The following is an 18,847-nucleotide window of genomic DNA, read 5'->3' as shown; positions in this document are numbered from 1 at the left end:
ATGAAGCAAGAAAAGGAACGAATCCTTAAGCTTGTTGAGGAAGGAAAGCTTACAGCACAAGAAGCTTTGACACTGATTGAAAAGCTTGACAGCGACTACAAGGAAAAAGAAGAGAAAATCACAGCGCTCTCAGTTCACGTTCATGACGAGGAAGAGCCATTTACAACGGCAAAAAAAGAAAGCGGCAAGCCGTCTTTAGGAGCCAAGCTGTTTGACTGGATTGATTCTGCTGTAAAAAAGGTCAAGGAAGTTGACCTTGATTTAAACTTTGGCCATGCGTATGATGTTCAGCACATTTTTCAATTTAAAGATACTGACTTTTCCAGTGTTGAGCTACAAATTGCCAATGGCAGCGTGAATATCGTTCCTTGGGAAGATGACGATATCAGAGCGGAATGCCAGGCGAAGGTATATCGCGCTGATAGCCAGGATGCGGCGAGACACGCATTTCTTCAGCATATTGAATGTGAAATCAAAGGAAATAAGTTTTTTATCCGTACTGAGAAAAAGACGATGAAAACGAATGTCACTTTGTATATTCCTCAGAAGGAGTATGATAAGATTCGAGTGAAGCTGTTTAACGGTCCGGTCAGAGGGGAACATTTACATGTAAAAGAGTTCTCAGCGAAAACGACAAACGGCGTGCTGTCGTTCTCGCACTTAACAGCCGAAAAAGCCATAGCTGAAACGGCCAACGGGCAAATTAAGCTCGCCAGCCACAGCTGCGGAACGATAGAAGCGGAAACCATTAACGGATTGATCGATCTCAGAGGGAAAAGCGAATCCATTGACGTTCAAAGCTTTAACGGAAATATTGCGATTAACGTAACAGAATCAGACTGCCGCTCCATTTATGCAAAAACAACGACTGGAAGTGTGGAGCTTGCGATTCCGGACGATCTCGCAGTGAAGGCAGAGCTGAAAAGCAATCTTGGTTCGCTGTCCCATGAATTAATGGATGTTGAGATGCTGAAGGAAAAAAATGATACCATTCAAAAAGAAATGATGTTCACTTCAAATCAGGCACATGATCAAAACATCACCGTCTTCTCAGAATCACTAACAGGCGCCATCAAACTAAAGTACTCACAGAGGTGATCGAATGAATAAGCTTTATCGCTCAGAAAAAAATAAGAAAATCGCCGGTGTTATCGGAGGTCTCGCGGAATATTTCAATTGGGACGCATCACTCCTCAGAGTCATAACTGTCATCTTAGCCATTATGACAAGTGTCTTGCCGGTTTTGCTCATTTATATCATTTGGATTTTTATCGTCCCGTCAGAAAGGGATATGAAATGACATGGTAAAATGGGCAGTCAGCATTTTAGTCAATGCATTGTTATTAATCGTCATTGATGGATATATTGACTCCATCCATATCAGCAGCATTGGGGCAGCGATTATCGCCAGCCTCATTTTATCGATCTTAAACGTGCTGATTAAACCGCTTTTAATTATCTTTACACTGCCGGTCACCATGGTGACGCTTGGACTCTTCTTGTTTGTGATTAACGCCATCACGCTTATGATGACCGCGTCCATTATGGGTGACAGCTTTCAAATCGACGGCTTCGGCACAGCGATATGGGCATCCGTTATCCTGTCGGTCTTCCATTTGCTGATTCAAAAAGGCATTTTAGAGCCGCTTAGAAAAAAATAAAAAAAGCTGCCCGCAAAGGCAGCTTTTTTACATGTGGTGCTTTTTTTGTTTCGTGCGCTTCTGCGGCGAAAACATTGGCGGAAGAAGGCAAAAGCTCAATGCGGCAAATCCAAGGCCTAGGAGGCTAAAGGACATGGCAGACGGCATCATTGTGAGCAAGTAGGCAGATACCATCGGACCTGCTGCCATGCCTGTATATCGGATAAAGTTAAACATTCCGATTGCACTCCCTCTGTTGTGCTCAAATTCATTAGTAATCATTGTAGAGTACAAGGGAGGAATAACCCCCATCGAGATGCCAAACAGTGCCAGCGTCAGAGCCATGAGAACGAGAGAAACGGAATGTGTAACAGCAAATAAAATGATGCTGCAGGCGGCAATCACATTGCTTCCGATAAACAAGGTGTGCAGCCCGATTTTTGCCTGTATTCTTTTAAACAGAAACGTACCTGCAATCGTGCTCAGCGCCAGCGGCAAATATAACAGTCCTGCTATACCCACATCTATATGGTAATGCTCTGTCAGCAATATTGGGAGGTAGACAATTACTGCAAAATAAATGAAAAAGAGAACAAAACTTAAAGTCAAAATGACGTTCCCTGTTCGATTTGTAAATATTGATTTATAATGAGCGAACACATTGCCTTTGGCTTGCTGCATAGATTCAGTTGGAGAATCTTTAGGAAAGGTGATGCTGTTTGTCACCAGCAAAACGATCGAGATGGCCGCAAGTATCCAAAAAATCCCTTCGTATCCGGCTGCTCCGCCTATGAATCCTCCTAGAACTGGGGCAATAGCCGGTGCGACAGACAGGAGCATTTGATACGTTCCCATTGCACTCCCGCGTTCATTGCCTGTAAACAGCTGTCCGATCGTTGTGGCAGCAATAAGAGGCAGTGCTGCGGAACCGGCTGCCTGTATCATTCTGAATATCAGAAACAAAGTAAAGTCAGTAGTCACCGCACAGCCGATGCTGGCTGCTGCCGTTGCCAGAATACCGGTAATCAAGACGATCCGAGCGCCTTTAAAATCAATGATCGCTCCTAATATAATTTGCATTATTGCTGTCACAATCATAAAAACTGAGACTGACAGGTTCACCATAGCTGTGGAAACATGGAATGATTCTTTAATGATCGGAAGAATAGGTGAATAAATGTTCTGGCTTAAAGATGCAAAAAATGCACTGAAGCAAACAGTGTATAAGATCAATACTGCCTTTGATTTTGTATGAGCCAAAGTGTACACCGCCTTTTTGTTTACTTTACAGGTTTGTCCGGAGTCCCATCGGTTTGTTCTGCTTCAAGTGTTGACGTCAACTGCTCTAGAAACTTCAATACAGCCTTTTGTTCTTCTTGTGAAAATGAATCGAGGAATTGGTAAAAAGCCAGCTCCTTTTTTTTATGCAGTTTCTCATGTAAGTCGAAAATCCGTCTGCCTTTACGGGTTAATTTAAAATAAACTTCTTTTTTGTTATCTGTCAGCTGATAGCTGTTAATGAATTCTTCCTTGATCAGTTTTGTGCTGATTTTCGTTACATTCGCTTTCGATAAGTTCATTTTTCTGGCAATCCCCGCATTGTTAATGGGTTCATGCTGGCCGATGCAGTCAATGACGTGAATGCTTGTCATATTTTTGGGAATTTCAGCTACATCTTCTTCTGCGGCCTCCTTAAAAAATTGCTGAAGTAAAGTGTTCGCTTTTTGTTCATTAAGGTGCAGCAGTCTCACGTATATGTCGTATATCATCTGTTTTGTCAAATCAGACATAGGCTACCTTCTTTCTTAGGAATAATAGTTTACGATGAAACAATAAAACAAATCGTTTACTGGTGAACAATTTTATTTTATCTTTTCTTGTTTTCGTTGTCAATTGTTGGTGTTTAGACTATTTGTTGATATGTCATGCTGAATATGCGTGTAAAAAGTGTGTGGAAAATGTGATGTTTACATTTATTTTCAAATATTTGGGCACAGATCATATTGACGTTTGGAAGGAAAAGGGATAAAATGACTAATGTTTACTAGTAAACATTTATCATGATATGGGTATTGAAAATGATTATTAAAATCTTAAAAAACATTTGGAAACTTTAAGTGATGCCTGCCATTCGTCTTGTTCAGTTGTTCTAGCTATTCCATCTTGTATTTGAGGGTGATGACTTAAAGCGGGATAAGTTTTAGGGGTGAATGAGATGACCGGAATGGTAACGGAAAGAAGGTCTGTGCATTTTATTGCTGAGCCATTAACGGAAAACTGCAGAGAAATATTTGAACGGCGCAGGCATGTTTTGGTGGGGATCAGCCCATTTAACAGCAGGTTTTCAGAGGATTATATTTACAGATTAATTGGATGGGCGAAAGCTCAATTTAAAAGCGTTTCTGTTTTACTTGCGGGGCATGAGGCCGCTAATCTTCTAGAAGCGCTTGGAACTCCGAGAGGAAAGGCTGAACGAAAAGTAAGGAAAGAGGTATCACGAAACAGGAGATTTGCAGAAAGAGCTCTTGTGGCTCATGGCGGGGATCCGAAGGCGATTCATACATTTTCTGATTTTATGGATAACAAAGCCTACCAGCTGTTGAGACAAGAAGTTGAACATGCTTTTTTTGAGCAGCCTCATTTTCGACATGCTTGTTTGGACATGTCTCGTGAAGCGATAATCGGGCGTGCACGGGGCGTCAGTTTGATGATGGAAGAAGTCAGTGAGGATATGCTGAATTTGGCTGTGGAATATGTCATAGCTGAGCTGCCGTTTTTTATCGGAGCTCCGGATATTTTAGAGGTGGAAGAGACGCTCCTTGCTTATCATCGTCCGTGGAAGCTCGGTGAGAAGATCAGTAACCATGAATTTTCTATTTGTATGCGGCCGAATCAAGGGTATCTCATTGTACAGGAAATGGCGCAGATGCTTTCTGAGAAACGGATCACATGTGAAGGATGATAGGGGGAGTAAAACATGAGCCAATCGATTAAATTGTTTAGTGTGCTTTCTGATCAATTTCAAAACAATCCATATGCTTATTTTTCACAACTGCGGGAGGAAGATCCGGTTCATTATGAAGAGTCGATAGACAGTTATTTTATCAGCCGCTATCATGATGTCCGCTATATCCTTCAGCATCCGGATATTTTCACGACGAAATCACTTGTTGAGCGTGCCGAACCAGTAATGCGAGGCCTGTACTGGCCCAAATGCATGGAAAAGAACACTCTGCCAAAAGAAGAATTGTAGTGAGAAGCTTCATCGGTGACGCACTGGATCATCTGTCTCCATTGATTAAACAAAATGCAGAAAACTTGTTAGCGCCCTATCTTGAAAGAGGGAAAATTGATCTCGTCAATGATTTTGGAAAGACGTTTGCGGTGTGCGTCACGATGGACATGCTCGGGCTGGATAAAAGAGACCATGAAAAAATCTCTGAGTGGCACAGCGGAGTTGCCGATTTTATCACGAGTATCTCTCAATCTCCTGAAGCGCGGGCACATTCGTTATGGTGCAGCGAACAGCTTTCCCAATACTTGATGCCGGTCATTGAAGAACGTCGCGTCAATCCGGGATCAGATTTAATTTCCATCCTATGTACTTCTGAATATGAAGGCATGGCGATGTCGGACAAGGATATACTCGCACTGATTCTTAATGTGCTGTTAGCCGCAACGGAACCGGCTGATAAGACGCTGGCACTGATGATCTACCATTTGCTCAACAATCCTGAGCAGATGAATGATGTTTTGGCTGACCGTTCGTTAGTTCCGAGAGCCATTGCGGAGACATTGCGTTATAAACCGCCGGTTCAGCTGATTCCGCGGCAGCTGTCCCAAGATACAGTGGTCGGCGGTATGGAAATCAAAAAAGATACGATTGTTTTTTGTATGATCGGTGCGGCTAACCGGGACCCTGAAGCATTTGAACAGCCTGACGTGTTTAATATTCATCGGGAAGATCTTGGCATCAAGAGCGCTTTTAGCGGCGCCGCCCGGCATCTCGCTTTCGGATCCGGCATTCATAACTGTGTAGGAGCAGCTTTTGCCAAAACCGAAATCGAAATTGTAGCTAATATTGTGCTGGATAAGATGCGGAATATCAGATTAGAGGAAGATTTTTGTTATGCTGAGTCCGGTCTGTATACACGCGGACCCGTCTCACTTCATATTGTATTTGACAGGGCTTAATAATATGGAAAGGTCTCTCCCGTGCGGGTGAGGCTTTTTTACATATGCTTGATCCACAAGTTAATAAACGCAGTCACTGTTTTCAACTCATCAATTGAAAATTCATTGAAGAGCTGTTTGTATTGCTCCTTTGCTTTTTGATGAAGCCGTTCATGTAACCCCGCCAGTTCTTTGCCGCTTTCAGTTAACGTATAAAAAATTTCTTTTTTGTTGCCCGGCTTTTTTGTCACTGTAATGATGTTATGTTTCAACAAAGCTTGAATTGCTTTTGAAACAGCTGCTTTTGAGATATGTAAGCGGGATGCTAAGAAGCTGTTATTCACATTTTTGCTGGTATGTAAACAGGAAACAATGTGAAGCTGGGTCAATGTCCAGTCTTTTTTGAGGTGGTCGAGATGTTGTGAGGACGGAATCTGCACCTTTTGCCAGACGCGTTTATCTCTTTTTAATGCGAATTGTTGTATAGCTTGAAATAATTCATCATGAATGCTGTTGTTCATCAATTTGCCTCTCTGATTTAATTGTTAACTGGTTAACTATCCTTAGTTTACTGGGGAATAGTGGAATTTTCAAGAGGCAGACGTTTTTTTGTTCTTTATGCACAAAAATGAACTCATAAGCTTCCCTGTTCAGACGCAAAATACATGAAAAGGGAGGTGATTTGATGAGGAAATACACGGTTATTGCTTCTATATTACTGTCTTTTCTTTCCGTTTTGTCTGGCGGCCATCATGAATCAAAAGCTTTTCCTGTTGTACAGCAGGAACTATTTCAAACGCCTCATTACATACCCTTGCTTGAAAATCCTCCTCAAATTGATGTGAAAGCTGAAATGAGAAACAATCTAATGATTGAGGCTCAAGTTCGCGATAATTCGTATCAAGCATTTTCCGCCTTTCTTTTTTATAAACAAAGTAATGAGCTGGGCTACAAAATGGTGCCGATGGACCCGACCCCCGGAGCGGTCCGCAAGTTTTTGGCACAAATTCCGAAACGTTTGATTTGGAACAGCGAGCTTGAGTATTACATTGTGATGTCGAATGGGAAGCAGCGGGTGGAGTCGGAGACGAAGAAACTGAAGCTTGAAGGATACCAGGCTGACCTTGCCCATATTCCGGAGCTTCTGATCACAGAGCTGGCGGTTGATACGAAGAATATAGGACGTGCAGACGGTTATGAATTTATTGAGATTTTTAATACGACTGACAGAACGATTGATTTTAAAGACTACCATTTCCGTTACCGCTACCCAAAAGAAGGGCCTGACTCCGATCTGATTTGGAGACCTGATGAAAGGATCTTGATACCATCCGGCGAAACGTTTGTCGTCTGGCTGAAGCCTGCCGGGCATCCAGAATTGACGTCAGAGGATTTCAATCGTTATTATCAGACACAACTAAAAGAAGGAAAAAATCTCGCGGTGATAGACGAGACAGAGGGTATGGCCAATACGAGGCCGCGGGCTGTTGTGATATCAACGAATACAGGAAAGGACATTTCGGTTGCGCATTATCGGAAACATGCGCTGCGCCGGCTGTCATCAGTGCTTTATAAGTATCCGTTGAACGGAACCGCAGAACTTCTGAACATTTCAATCGGGGAAAAGAATCCGTCTCCCGGAACGGTATTACAGGCACAGGTGCCCGAGCAGAAACGGAAAATCAAGCTCGATAAAGAAAAGCCGGTCATTGAGGATTTGACTGACCGCAAGCCTGTCCGCCCTGCTGAAAGCATTGAGCTGCGGGCTGACATACGGGACCGAAGTCTAGTGAAAACAGCGGCCTTTTACTACCGGACGGATGAGAACAAACCGTTTAAGCGAATTCTTGCTGAAAAAGACCGCAACGATAATCTCTACCATTATATTGTGTATTCGCCTGAATTGATCGGGAAGGATCAGCTAGAGTATTATGTGGCGGCCGGGGACGGGATCAATGAAGCGAGAACGCCGGTCAAAATGATTGATATTAAACAAACAAGCAAGTCGCACGGTCTGCGGATGAATATTGAAAACAGAGACACGCTGTCGGGAACTCAATTTCTCAAAGCCACGACAGAAGGGCGAGCTGACCGCATTAAGCTATGGATTGACGGGAAAAAACAAGTGACAGAGCCCGCGATGGAAAAAGAAGTATATTTTGCGTTCGATACGAGGAAAACGAACCTTTATTTTAAAAACGCGGTAACGATGGAAGGAAAAGTGCTGAAGGTGTTCGATGATACAACAAATAAATACCGCACCTATTCTGTTCCATTGCCAGAGACACTGCTTCGGAAAGGGAAGCAGCTGCAGCGTATTACAATACGATCGGGTTCGAAGGTGTCTCCGTTTGATACGGCTGAAAACCGTGATGACTTCTTAGTCAAAAACGCCCGATTGGTGTTATCGGATGGAACGGTGATCAGGGATCAGAGGGTGTCTCCTGAGAAGGAACTCTTTATTGGCGATAATCAGCGCTCGAATAAAAGCTGGCAATTTCAGTTCAATCTGCCTGACGGACTATTTACATCACAGCTGCTGGAGTGGGACACATCAAAGCTTTCTGAAGGCGCTCACCATATTCAAGCAAGCGACGGCAAGGAAAATGTCAGCCTGGTTGTACGGGTAGATAATTCAGGACCTCACATTGAGCCGAATATCACCGAGGGGCAAACGTATAAGGGAAACCTTATCCTGCAGGCCGATATGTATGATAAATGGAGCAAAATTGAGGAAGCGGAGGCGTCTTTAGATGGAGAAAGCATTACACTCCCATATCATACGTCATCTTCTGACCTTTTGCCGGGAAAACATTCTCTAAAAGTGACAGCAACGGATCTCGCGGGCAATAAAGCAGTGATTGAGAGGACGTTTAAAACCGAACGAGAGCATCCGGACCAGCCGGAGGTTATAGACAGCGATGCCGACACGCATAAGGCCAAGCTTTCTGTCCGGGTGAAAGATCCGACGAATGATGCCATGGATGTTGGTTTTTATAGGGGATTTCAATATACAGCGCGAAATCATGTGAAAATATTTAAGCACGCGTCACTGACTGAACCGCCGAAAAGCTTTGTGCCGGAAAGGGAGACCCCATTTACGAATAAAGAATTGGAGCGGGTATCAGCTGCTGATGGAAAAACAGTATCGACAGAAAACAAAGAGCTTTTCCCTTATCATCGCTTTGAAGTGACGGTTGATCCATCAATTGATGAGAATGATCTGGCAGAAGCGGTTTGGAAGGGCAGTTCTTTGCCGGGGAGAAAGGTGACGATGTATGCTTGGAATTATCGGACAAACGAATGGCAGCCTGTTGACAGCTTCGTCGCGAAGGATGACAAACCGTTTACGCTGAAAGCGTCTGTGATTGCCGCCGATTTTGTACGGGAGTCGAAAATGAATGTGATTGTACAGGATGAAATTCCTCCTGCGAAGGATATGTACACATTTGTCTGGATGTCTGATACACAGTATTACGCCGAAAGCTATCCGCATATTTTTGATAAACAGACCGAATGGATAAAGGATAATCAAAAGCAGCTCAATATCAAATATGTGTTCCACACGGGTGATATTGTAGATGATTCCGCCGATATCAGACAGTGGAAAAACGCTGATCGGTCAATGTCCGTTCTGGATAAGAACGGAATTCCTTACGGCGTGCTGGCCGGCAATCACGATGTCGGGCATAAGGACGGCTCCTACAGGGCGTTTGGCAAATATTTTGGCAGCGATCGTTTTGATAAAAAATTGCATTATGGCGGTTCCTATAAAAATAACCGCGGACATTATGATCTGATTTCTAGCAACGGCAATGATTATATCATGCTGTACATGGGGTGGGGCATTACGGATGAAGACATCGCGTGGATGAATCAGGTGCTGAAGAAACACCCTGACCGGATGGCAATTTTAGCTTTTCATGAGTATTTGCTGGTCAGCGGAAACAGAAGCCCGATCGGAGAGAAAATATTCAAAGAAATCGTAAAGCCGAACCCGAATGTCGTGATGGTATTGAGCGGGCATTATCATAGTGCGATGAGAAAAACAGATGAGCTGGATGATGATGGTGATGGGAAACCGGATCGTCTTGTGCATCAAATGCTGGCCGATTATCAGGGCGGGCCAGAAGGCGGTCAAGGGTATTTGCGTTTGCTTCAATTTGACCAGGCCAATGACATGGTGCACGTATCGACGTATTCTCCGTATGTAAAGGATAAGAATTACTATGATACGGATACCTATGGCAACAAGGATGAATTTTCCCTTTCGCTTGATTTGAAGCCAAGAATCAAAAAGGTGGAAACCGATTATTTTGAATGTAACGTATATACCAATGAAGAGCTCGGAAAACGGGAGCAAGTGAAGAGCGGGGATACAGCTGAATTCCGCTGGGATCATCTTGAACCGCAGTCTGTTTATTATTGGTACATTATAGTGGAAGACAGTTTTAACGGCAAAACGAAATCACCGATCTGGAAGTTCAAGACGAAAAAAGAAACATATCGTCCGGCACCAGACCAGTTTGATTTTCGCCATGTCTCCAATCCTTAAAAAGGGTTGGAGGCTTTTTTATGAAAGACGATCCATATAGTGGACAAATGTATAACGGTCGCCTCTGTATACGGATTTTGCATGCTCAAAAGCAGTTCCGTTCTGCAGATATGTTGTTCGTTTAATTAATAGGACTGGCGCTCCCTTTTGAATACCAAGAATGTTCGCTTCTTCCGTGGTGGCAGCGCTTGGCTCAAGCTCCTGTTTTGCACGGGAAATCGGTATGCTGTTATACCTTTCAATATGATCATAGATCGACGACTGAAAATGCGATTCGTTCAATTCACCCGCAAGCTCAAAGGGAATATGTGAGGACTCAATCGCCATTGGAATATCATTTGCCAGCCGCACCCGAGTGATTTTATGGATAGAGGAGGGGTGCCCGCAGCCTAATATAGCCGCGAGCTCCTCAGTTGAATCAATAAGCTGATAATCAATGAGCCTGCTGCCCGGTGTCATCCCGCGGCTTTTCATATCCTCGGTAAAGCTTGTCAGCCCTTGAAGTGCTTGTTCCATTTTTGGCTTGCTGACAAAGGTGCCCCGCCCTTTCAGGCGATAGAGCAAGCCTTCATTAACTAAATTAGAAAGCGCCTGGCGAACTGTCATCCGGCTGATCCCGAATTGTTCGGCATATTCGCGCTCAGAAGGAAGAGGCATATCCGGCTGCAGCTCTCCGTTCTTAATTTGGGTTTTTAATTGCTCCATAATCTGATAGTAAATCGGAATAGGCGATTGTTTATTGATATTCATAAGTCAGCATGTTCCTTTCAAGGTCTTAATGACGCGGCTTCACGATCAATCAAAACCGTAACATCGGAATGCAGGTGCAAAGCAGATGCGGGAAAATCTTCGCTTATGTTTCCTTCTAACAGCTTACGAACAGCTTCCGCTTTGCTTTTTCCAGAAATAAGCAGCAGAATGCGCTTGCTTGAGAGTATCGTTTGAATTCCCATTGTCAGTGCTTTTTTCGGCACGCTGTCTATGGAGGGAAAATATCTGGCATTCGCTTGGCGGGTTTGCTCATTTAATGTCACAACATGAGTTCGCGACTTGAAAGACGTTCCCGGTTCGTTAAAGCCGATGTGTCCGTTTCGGCCGATGCCGAGAAGCTGAATGTCAGTGCCGCCGAGGGACTCGACTAGCTGTTCATACCGTCTGCATTCAGCTTCCAAATCGTCTGCATTTCCATTCGGAATAAAATGCCGGCTAGGCTTGCTGTCGATATGCTGAAAAAAACGGTCGTTCATATAGAAGTGATAGCTGTTCGGGTCATCGCTTGAAAGTCCGGCGTACTCATCCAAATTAACTGTAGTGACGTTTTGAAATGAGAGATTCTCAGTTTGGTGCAGGCGGATCAGCTCGCGATAAGTGCCTTCCGGTGTGCCGCCTGTCGCTAACCCGAGAACGGCATCAGGTTTTTCCTTGATTGTATCTGCCGTTATTCTGGCTGCTTTTTGGCTTAGCTCTTCATACGTTTGACATTCCATTACTTTCATATCTGGTCAGCCTCCTTGGATATAAATGCAATGTTTCCGCGGCAAATGGTGAGAATCACCTCGCAATCACTGCTGACAATCACTAAATCTGCATCTTTTCCCACAGTCACACTGCCTTTTCGGTCAAAGATGCCCAGCTGTTTGGCCGCGTTTGCAGAAGTTATATTAGCTATATCCGTCCAAGAGCAATTTGTAAACTCACGCATATGCCGTGCACCTTCGTTCATTTTGAGGATCGAACCGGCAAGGGTTCCGTCTGAAAGAAGAGCTGTTCGTCCTCTTACCGTCACACTTTGGCCGCCGAACTCATAAACGCCGTCTTTCAGTCCTTTTGCCCTCATGGAATCGGTAATTAAAATGAGCTTGCTGCTGCCTTTCGCCAAAAAAGCAAGCTTAGCCGCTAAAGGATGGGAGTGGATGCCATCGGCTATTAGCTCTGTCACAAACCCATCATGGGCCAGCGCCGTTCCGATCACTCCGGGTTCTCGGTGATGAAACGGGCTCATCGCGTTGTACAGATGGGTCATATGGCTCGCCCCTGCTTTTGCGGCATCCGACAGCATTGCGGAATCGGCATCCGTGTGCCCCATGGACGCGATAATCGATTCTTCTTTCAAATGGCGGATCAGTTCAAAATGCTGATCCTCCTCCGGCGCAAGTGTAACAATTTTGATCAGTCCGCCCGCCTCCTGCTGCCACTTTTTGAAAAGCGCAACATCCGAAGGCCTAATCCACTCCTTTGGCTGCGCTCCGGCTCTTTTAGGCGAAACAAAGGGGCCCTCTAAATGAATGCCGAGCAGTTCTGCACCTAATAAAGAGGACTCTTCAGCCGCTTTCCACTCTCTTGCGTTCACCAAAGCTTGAGAAATGTTCCCATGCTCTTGGGTAATCGTTGTGGCTAAAAAGCTCGTCGTGCCTTCTTCGGGCAGTCTTGACGACATGATGTCGAGCGTGGAAAAGCTAGCATCCATTGTATCTGCGCCATAGCCGCCGTGGATATGAATGTCAATCATGCCGGGAAGCAAAACGGAATCCGCAGGTGCTTGAATCTCTTTTGAATATGACTCCTTGGGCCGTTCTGTTGAGACTGTGCTGATTTTTCCGTCATTGATTCCGACATAGCCGTTTTTGATTACTTCATTTTCTGTCACGATCGCAATGTCTTTGATAAGAAGACTCTCTGCCATAGATGATCCGCCTTTCTGGAATTTGAATACCTTTATTTTACTCTTTTTCAGACTAGTGATCTAGACCAGCTGAGGTGTTTTCCCGCCTTTTATAAAATCTGTTTTAGGTTCAAGCCTGAAAGTGATAAAATGAAAGTATTGTGAGCAAGCTCGGGGCAGCCCGGAACAGGAGGAACATATCGTGGCAAAGGTTCGCACAAAAGACGTAATGGAACAGTTCAATTTGGAATTAATCAGCGGAGAAGAAGGAATTAACCGCCCGATTACAATGAGTGACCTATCAAGACCAGGCATTGAAATTGCCGGATATTTTACATATTACCCGAGAGAGCGCGTGCAGCTTCTCGGAAAAACAGAGCTTTCTTTCTTTGAACAGCTTCCTGAAGAGGAGAAAAAACAGCGAATGGATTCTCTGTGCACTGATGTAACACCAGCTATTATTCTTTCTAGAGATATGCCCATCCCGCAGGAGCTGATTGACGCCTCCGAGAAAAATGGGGTGCCTGTCCTCAGATCGCCGCTGAAAACGACAAGACTGTCAAGCCGTTTAACCAACTTCCTTGAGAGCAGGCTGGCGCCTACCACAGCAATTCATGGCGTTCTTGTCGATATATATGGTGTCGGCGTGCTGATCACAGGAAAGAGCGGCGTCGGAAAAAGCGAAACAGCGCTGGAGCTTGTGAAAAGAGGGCATCGCCTTGTCGCCGATGATTGCGTTGAAATTCGGCAGGAGGATCAGGATACTCTTGTCGGAAACGCTCCGGAATTAATTGAGCATCTCCTTGAAATCAGGGGGCTTGGCATTATCAACGTGATGACGCTATTTGGCGCTGGCGCGGTCAGAAGCAATAAACGAATCACGATTGTCATGAATCTTGAACTTTGGGAGCAGGGCAAGCAATACGACCGGCTCGGACTTGAGGAAGAGACCATGAAAATCATTGATACAGAAATCACAAAACTGACGATTCCCGTCCGTCCAGGCCGAAATCTTGCAGTCATCATCGAAGTGGCAGCAATGAACTTCAGATTGAAGCGGATGGGGCTGAATGCCGCTGAACAATTCACCAACAAGCTGGCGGACGTCATTGAAGACGGTGAACAAGAAGAATAGGAGTTGGCGTTAAATGAATGAAGCGATAGAACCACTCAATCCAATAGCATTTCAGCTGGGGCCGTTAGCCGTCCATTGGTACGGAATCATTATCGGTCTCGGCGCTTTGCTCGGGCTGTGGATTGCGATGAGGGAAAGTGAAAAACGGGGGCTGCAGAAAGATACGTTTATTGATCTTGTCCTGTTTGCCATTCCGATTGCGATTATTTGCGCGCGAATTTATTACGTTGCCTTTGAATGGGACTATTATGCGGCACATCCGGGAGAAATCATTAAGATTTGGAAGGGCGGCATTGCCATTCATGGCGGATTAATCGGCGCCATTTTAACGGGTTATGTGTTTTCGAGAGTGAAAAAACTTTCGTTCTGGAAGCTTGCGGACATTGCCGCGCCCAGCATTTTGCTCGGCCAGGCGATCGGCCGCTGGGGGAACTTCATGAATCAGGAAGCGCACGGCGAGGCTGTCAGCAGAGCCTTTTTAGAAAACCTGCACCTGCCTGAATTTATTATCAATCAAATGTATATCAATGGGCAATATTATCATCCTACTTTTTTATATGAATCACTATGGAGTTTTGTCGGCGTCATTGTTTTACTGCTGCTTCGCAGAGCGAATTTGCGTAGAGGCGAGATGTTCTTGATCTATATCATTTGGTATTCAATCGGAAGATACTTTATTGAAGGAATGCGGACTGACAGCTTAATGCTGACAGATTCACTTCGCATCGCTCAGGTGATTTCAATCGTATTGATTGTTTTGGCTGTGGCAGCCATCATCTTCAGACGCGTCAAGGGATACTCGAAGGAGCGGTACGCGGAGTAGACGTCAACAAAGGGGGATGAGGCATGAAGAAAATCTTTCTGGCCGGTCTTGCAGCAGGTTTTCAAACAACATGGACGCTGGGTAAAGTGATTTTCCCGGTAACGCTATTGGTCACTTTGCTTCAGCATACCCCTGTCATGGATTGGCTTGTACGGCTGATCACACCGGTAATGGGTCTCTTCGGTCTTTCTGGTGAAGCGGCCATTCCGCTTGTACTGGGAAATATGCTGAATCTGTATGCGGGAATTGCCGGGATTTTAACATTGGATTTATCTGTGAAAGAAGTCTTTATTTTAGCTGTTATGCTTTCATTCTGTCATAACTTGATTATCGAATCGACAGTTGCCGCAAAGGTTGGCATCAGAATTGGCGTCATATTGGCCGTGCGCATCGGTTTAGCCGCTGTGTCAGCCATCGTCATCAACCTTATTTGGCATGGCGGACAGGAAACGGCGCAGTACGGTTTTATCGCTGCGAAGAGCGTGGCGCCAGACAGCTGGCTGGCAATGCTGACAGAAGCCTTAACGAAAGCCGGACTTGGTGTTTTGCAGCTGGCGGCAATTGTCATACCTCTGATGATCATCATCCAGTTTTTAAGAGATTTAGGCTGGCTGCATCGGTTCTCCAGGTGGCTGTCTCCGTTTACGCAGCTGCTTGGCATGAATAAAAATACGTCTATGACAATGGTGGCGGGACTGACGATTGGTCTGGCCTACGGAGCGGGTGTCATGATCAAAGCTGTCGAGGATGACGGCGTGAGCAGGCGGGATATGACATTGGCATTTATATTTCTCGTTGCCTGCCACGCGGTCGTGGAAGATACACTTGTCTTTATTCCGCTCGGCATACCAGTCTGGCCGCTTCTTTTGATTCGTGTCACCACAGCAGTTCTGCTGACAATGGCTATTGCGCATACATGGAAAAAGTGGAAACCCTCAGCGGTTGGAAAGGAAGCAATATGAGTGACAAACAAGTAACGACGATTCTGTTTGATTTAGACGGAACGCTTATTAATACGAATGAATTAATTATCGCGTCCTTTTTGCATACACTGGAGCATTATTATCCGAGCAAGTATAAACGAGAAGATGTCCTTGCATTTATCGGGCCGTCTCTTTTTGAAACGTTCTCTTCGATGGACCCTGATAAATGCGAGGATATGATCGCCATGTACAGAGCGTACAATCATGACATGCATGATTCACTCGTGACTGAATATGAAACGGTATATGAGACCCTGGATGCATTAAAAAAAGCCGGCTTTACATTAGGAATCGTGACAACAAAATTAAGAGATACTGTCAATATGGGCCTCAAGCTCACGGGAATCGGCGAATTCTTTGAAACAGTTGTCACCCTAGATGATGTGACGAATGCAAAGCCTGATCCCGAGCCTGTGCTGTTAGCGCTGAAACAGTTAGGAAGCAAGCCCGAGGAAGCCATTATGGTCGGAGATAATTACCACGATGTGCTGGCAGGCAAAAACGCCGGTACAAAAACGGCAGGAGTCGCATGGACGATTAAAGGGCCGGAAATGCTGGCGAAGCATGAGCCGGATTTTATGCTTGAGAAAATGAGTGATCTATTACAAATCGTTGGAGTGAAGTAATCTGTGAGAAAAACAGATCGTCATCCGGTCTCGGGGGCCAACTCACTGTGGCATGTCTATCAAACGGTACCTTTTCTAAAGGTCGTCAAAAATTTCATTGTCATTCAAATTGCGAGATATACGCCGTTTATAGGGATGAAAAACTGGCTGTACCGTACATTTCTGCGGATGAAGGTTGGAAATCAGACATCCTTTGCCCTCATGGTGATGCCAGATATCATGTTTCCGGAAAAGATCTCAGTCGGAACAAATACAATCATCGGGTACAATACGACCATTCTGGCCCATGAGTATTTGATTCACGAATACCGGATCGGCACAGTTCTGATCGGAGACGAAGTGATGATTGGTGCCAACACGACCATTCTGCCCGGGGTGAGAATAGGAGATGGCGCAGTTGTGTCCGCCGGAACACTTGTCCATAAAGACGTGCCTGCCGGCGCATTTGTCGGCGGAAATCCGATGAGGATCATCTATACGAAGGAAGAAATGCAAGAAAGATTGAAAAAGTCCGCTGAATAACATCAGCGGACTTTTTTGGTTAAAATTGAGTGTTGTTGTTTTCGTAAATATGCTGAACACCAATCCATTTTTGACCGACATTAGAGTAGCGTGTATTTGTCATTCTGACCGTGCTTGTTTTGCTGTCCGTCCGGAATATCGCTTCCTTCATGTTTGTGATGGTGCACTTATCGATGATCACATCAACGTGGAAGGTTGAACCGCCAAGCTGTCTTATGAACTTTCCGCCATTGTCTGCCGTGAAGTTTTTCACTGTGAATGTACTGGCTCTATTGATTTGGAATATCTTATCTGACGCTTTTTGAGCAGAACCGCCGTCGATCGTCACTTTTCCTTCCTTCTTCACCGTTAACGCATCCTCACCAACATCTTCCCATTTCACATTCTGAATGTTAACGTTTCCATAAGTGTGCACGCCATCAGCGGCAGGTGCACCAAGCATCACATTTTTCAGGGTTGCTCCATCCTCCACACGAAAAACAGGGTCTTGGTTTTCTGACTGGCTTCCGTCGCCTAATTCTTTCCCTGCCACAAACCGCTGTCCTTTCCCGTCATATGTTGTATTTTTTGGTACGATAATTGTTTCGTGCACCACTTTGTCTGCTGCAAAAGCGGTTGATGACTGAAACTGGCTGAACCCCATAACCAATCCGAACATAAATAGGATAGACACGAATTTTTTCAATGATAAATCCTCCCCGGATATCTTTCATTTTTTGCAAGAGAAGCGTCAGCGACTTGCACCGGCTTCTCTCACATAGATCGGGGCAAGGCTGAATCTGCTTTAATCATAAAAACAGATAGCCTGAAAGTAAAGACAATTCTGGATGATAAATGGAAAATGAATCGATCTTACCGATTGAAACAAAAAGCATGAATATTGTCGTATTTGCTCAGGATAGAGCATAGTGAGGCTTCAGGTGTTTACTTTTGAATAACTACGGCCTGACTGCCCATTTGTTTCCACGCTTTTTCAAAGCTTGTTCTATCGGTTTTTCTGTTTTTATAGCCATACGGATCATTGAGATACACATATTTATCATCATATCCCGTAACGGCGACGCTGTGTTCGCTGTACGTAATCTCTATCGTTCCGTTTGGCGTTTTCCATGTCTGCATGTTGTCAACTGGCGTAAAGTTGGCTGTCGTAATAACCCAAACTGGATTGCCTTTTTCAAGCTGTTCATAAACAGCAGAAATGCTTTTTCCAGTCAGATCAGACACTTTGTCTCCCGCATAGGTTTTCGCCAGCTGATAGATCGGTCGATGGTAGACACCGAGACCAGGGCCATTCGCCATATCCCCGACAAATCCGTCATTCGGATCACCCTTTAATCCGCTGCTGTATGTCAAAGGCACTGTGGCAACCTGATTTGCCAGGGTGTTTTTTGTCACGTCGTATCCTGCGTAATTCAGCACCATCGCAAGGCTTGTTACTTCACAGCCGTTATAGAGCCGGGGTGCGTCCATTTGATTGTAAAGGATGACATCCAGCGGTTTTGCGCTTCCCTTCAGCTCCTTTTTGCTATTCGCAGCTGAGTCTGTATCGCTATCAGAAACCACTTTTTTAAGGCTGTTCAAAAAAGGAATATCTATATCTTTTGCATCTATTTTAAGTCCGAAAAAAATAACGCCTGAAAGAATCATCAGGACACATAGAGTTCGCAGTGTTTTCATCTTTATCTCCTTGTTCTCTATTTGATTTGTATTATAGCATGCCAGACATAA

Annotated in this window: 18 protein-coding genes and 1 pseudogene; 11 read left to right on the top strand and 8 right to left on the bottom strand. The window is 44.7% G+C overall.

Annotated elements, in window-relative coordinates; translation table 11 throughout:
* The 3 genes from KXZ66_RS18480 to KXZ66_RS18470 are packed head-to-tail and all read left to right on the top strand — an operon-like array spanning position 1 to position 1,661.
* Positions 1–1,098 (top strand): DUF4097 family beta strand repeat-containing protein, encoded by a 1,098-nt coding sequence (locus KXZ66_RS18480; RefSeq protein WP_014478112.1) that lies wholly within the window; start codon positions 1–3, stop codon positions 1,096–1,098.
* Positions 1,099–1,102: 4 nt separating this feature from the next.
* Positions 1,103–1,300, top strand: a complete 198-nt coding sequence (locus tag KXZ66_RS18475; protein WP_003228065.1) for a PspC domain-containing protein — start codon at positions 1,103–1,105, stop codon at positions 1,298–1,300.
* Between the two features lies 1 nt (position 1,301).
* A complete protein-coding gene (locus KXZ66_RS18470) occupies positions 1,302–1,661 on the top strand; it encodes a phage holin family protein (protein ID WP_003228066.1) in 360 nt (119 codons plus the stop codon).
* A gap of 27 nt (positions 1,662–1,688) precedes the next feature.
* Here the strand turns inward: KXZ66_RS18470 and KXZ66_RS18465 are convergent, their stop codons facing one another.
* Complete coding sequence (locus tag KXZ66_RS18465; RefSeq protein ID WP_003228068.1) at positions 1,689–2,900, bottom strand: MFS transporter; 1,212 nt, start codon at positions 2,898–2,900, stop codon at positions 1,689–1,691.
* Between the two features lie 20 nt (positions 2,901–2,920).
* Positions 2,921–3,430 (bottom strand): pulcherriminic acid biosynthesis transcriptional regulator PchR, encoded by a 510-nt coding sequence (pchR, locus tag KXZ66_RS18460; protein WP_041850480.1) that lies wholly within the window; start codon positions 3,428–3,430, stop codon positions 2,921–2,923.
* Positions 3,431–3,855: 425 nt separating this feature from the next.
* Here pchR and pchC point away from each other — a divergent pair, with 425 nt between their 5' ends.
* Entirely contained in the window at positions 3,856–4,602 is a 747-nt protein-coding gene (pchC, locus tag KXZ66_RS18455) for a cyclo(L-leucyl-L-leucyl) synthase (protein ID WP_021480699.1), read from the top strand.
* 15 nt (positions 4,603–4,617) lie between these two features.
* A pseudogene (gene cypX, locus KXZ66_RS18450) lies at positions 4,618–5,834 on the top strand (pulcherriminic acid synthase).
* 38 nt (positions 5,835–5,872) lie between these two features.
* Here the strand turns inward: cypX and KXZ66_RS18445 are convergent.
* Entirely contained in the window at positions 5,873–6,334 is a 462-nt protein-coding gene (locus KXZ66_RS18445) for a MarR family transcriptional regulator (RefSeq protein ID WP_021480697.1), read from the bottom strand.
* A 164-nt stretch (positions 6,335–6,498) separates the two neighbouring features.
* Here KXZ66_RS18445 and KXZ66_RS18440 point away from each other — a divergent pair, with 164 nt between their 5' ends.
* A complete protein-coding gene (locus KXZ66_RS18440) occupies positions 6,499–10,368 on the top strand; it encodes a lamin tail domain-containing metallophosphoesterase family protein (protein WP_077671021.1) in 3,870 nt (1,289 codons plus the stop codon).
* An 18-nt stretch (positions 10,369–10,386) separates the two neighbouring features.
* On the opposite strand, the gene nagR is transcribed toward KXZ66_RS18440, so the two are convergent.
* The 3 genes from nagR to nagA are packed head-to-tail and all read right to left on the bottom strand — an operon-like array spanning position 10,387 to position 13,051.
* Entirely contained in the window at positions 10,387–11,118 is a 732-nt protein-coding gene (gene nagR / locus KXZ66_RS18435) for an N-acetylglucosamine utilization transcriptional regulator NagR (protein WP_003228089.1), read from the bottom strand.
* Between the two features lie 17 nt (positions 11,119–11,135).
* Positions 11,136–11,864, bottom strand: coding sequence for a glucosamine-6-phosphate deaminase (gene nagB, locus KXZ66_RS18430; RefSeq protein ID WP_038829909.1), 729 nt, complete (start codon positions 11,862–11,864; stop codon positions 11,136–11,138).
* Complete coding sequence (gene nagA / locus KXZ66_RS18425; protein ID WP_046160894.1) at positions 11,861–13,051, bottom strand: N-acetylglucosamine-6-phosphate deacetylase; 1,191 nt, start codon at positions 13,049–13,051, stop codon at positions 11,861–11,863. The genes nagB and nagA overlap by 4 nt, the downstream gene beginning before the upstream one ends.
* A 181-nt stretch (positions 13,052–13,232) precedes the next feature.
* Here nagA and hprK point away from each other — a divergent pair, with 181 nt between their 5' ends.
* From hprK to hprF, 5 genes are read left to right on the top strand one after another with little or no spacing between them, the layout of a single operon-like run.
* The gene (gene hprK / locus KXZ66_RS18420) at positions 13,233–14,165 is read left to right on the top strand and encodes an HPr(Ser) kinase/phosphatase (RefSeq protein WP_003228097.1); all 933 of its coding nucleotides are present in this window, start codon (positions 13,233–13,235) and stop codon (positions 14,163–14,165) included.
* Positions 14,166–14,178: 13 nt separating this feature from the next.
* Positions 14,179–14,988, top strand: coding sequence for a prolipoprotein diacylglyceryl transferase (lgt, locus tag KXZ66_RS18415; protein ID WP_021480693.1), 810 nt, complete (start codon positions 14,179–14,181; stop codon positions 14,986–14,988).
* A 23-nt stretch (positions 14,989–15,011) separates the two neighbouring features.
* Positions 15,012–15,950, top strand: coding sequence for a nucleoside recognition domain-containing protein (locus KXZ66_RS18410; RefSeq protein WP_021480692.1), 939 nt, complete (start codon positions 15,012–15,014; stop codon positions 15,948–15,950).
* Positions 15,947–16,597 carry a pyrophosphatase PpaX gene (gene ppaX / locus KXZ66_RS18405; RefSeq protein ID WP_014481021.1) on the top strand — a complete coding sequence of 217 codons (651 nt, stop codon included), beginning with the start codon at positions 15,947–15,949 and terminating at the stop codon, positions 16,595–16,597. Before KXZ66_RS18410 ends, ppaX begins: the two co-directional genes overlap by 4 nt.
* Positions 16,598–16,600: 3 nt before the next feature.
* Positions 16,601–17,119 (top strand): heptaprenylglyceryl phosphate O-acetyltransferase, encoded by a 519-nt coding sequence (gene hprF, locus KXZ66_RS18400; protein ID WP_219144690.1) that lies wholly within the window; start codon positions 16,601–16,603, stop codon positions 17,117–17,119.
* A 19-nt stretch (positions 17,120–17,138) separates the two neighbouring features.
* Here hprF and pelC read toward each other — a convergent pair whose 3' ends face one another.
* Entirely contained in the window at positions 17,139–17,804 is a 666-nt protein-coding gene (pelC, locus tag KXZ66_RS18395) for a pectate/pectin lyase PelC (RefSeq protein WP_219144689.1), read from the bottom strand.
* A gap of 239 nt (positions 17,805–18,043) precedes the next feature.
* A complete protein-coding gene (locus KXZ66_RS18390; protein WP_015483750.1) occupies positions 18,044–18,796 on the bottom strand; it encodes a C39 family peptidase in 753 nt (250 codons plus the stop codon).
* Between the last annotated feature and the right edge of the window lie 51 nt (positions 18,797–18,847).

This window comes from Bacillus sp. LJBS17 (assembly GCF_019334685.1).
GTDB lineage: Bacteria > Bacillota > Bacilli > Bacillales > Bacillaceae > Bacillus > Bacillus subtilis.
The sequence above is the reverse complement of the archived record's forward strand: the minus strand, read 5'-3'. Positions and strand labels throughout refer to the sequence as shown.

Excerpts from the sequence above, each read along its gene's own strand:
- KXZ66_RS18470 (WP_003228066.1), top strand. The coding sequence starts at position 1,302 with ATGGTAAAATGGGCAGTCAGCATTTTAGTCAATGCATTGTTATTAATC.
- ppaX (WP_014481021.1), top strand. The coding sequence starts at position 15,947 with ATGAGTGACAAACAAGTAACGACGATTCTGTTTGATTTAGACGGAACG.
- pchR (WP_041850480.1), bottom strand. The coding sequence starts at position 3,430 with ATGTCTGATTTGACAAAACAGATGATATACGACATATACGTGAGACTG.
- KXZ66_RS18475 (WP_003228065.1), top strand. The coding sequence starts at position 1,103 with ATGAATAAGCTTTATCGCTCAGAAAAAAATAAGAAAATCGCCGGTGTT.
- KXZ66_RS18445 (WP_021480697.1), bottom strand. The coding sequence starts at position 6,334 with ATGAACAACAGCATTCATGATGAATTATTTCAAGCTATACAACAATTC.
- nagR (WP_003228089.1), bottom strand. The coding sequence starts at position 11,118 with ATGAATATCAATAAACAATCGCCTATTCCGATTTACTATCAGATTATG.
- nagA (WP_046160894.1), bottom strand. The coding sequence starts at position 13,051 with ATGGCAGAGAGTCTTCTTATCAAAGACATTGCGATCGTGACAGAAAAT.
- nagB (WP_038829909.1), bottom strand. The coding sequence starts at position 11,864 with ATGAAAGTAATGGAATGTCAAACGTATGAAGAGCTAAGCCAAAAAGCA.
- KXZ66_RS18480 (WP_014478112.1), top strand. The coding sequence starts at position 1 with ATGAAGCAAGAAAAGGAACGAATCCTTAAGCTTGTTGAGGAAGGAAAG.
- KXZ66_RS18410 (WP_021480692.1), top strand. The coding sequence starts at position 15,012 with ATGAAGAAAATCTTTCTGGCCGGTCTTGCAGCAGGTTTTCAAACAACA.
- KXZ66_RS18390 (WP_015483750.1), bottom strand. The coding sequence starts at position 18,796 with ATGAAAACACTGCGAACTCTATGTGTCCTGATGATTCTTTCAGGCGTT.
- pchC (WP_021480699.1), top strand. The coding sequence starts at position 3,856 with ATGACCGGAATGGTAACGGAAAGAAGGTCTGTGCATTTTATTGCTGAG.
- KXZ66_RS18440 (WP_077671021.1), top strand. The coding sequence starts at position 6,499 with ATGAGGAAATACACGGTTATTGCTTCTATATTACTGTCTTTTCTTTCC.
- lgt (WP_021480693.1), top strand. The coding sequence starts at position 14,179 with ATGAATGAAGCGATAGAACCACTCAATCCAATAGCATTTCAGCTGGGG.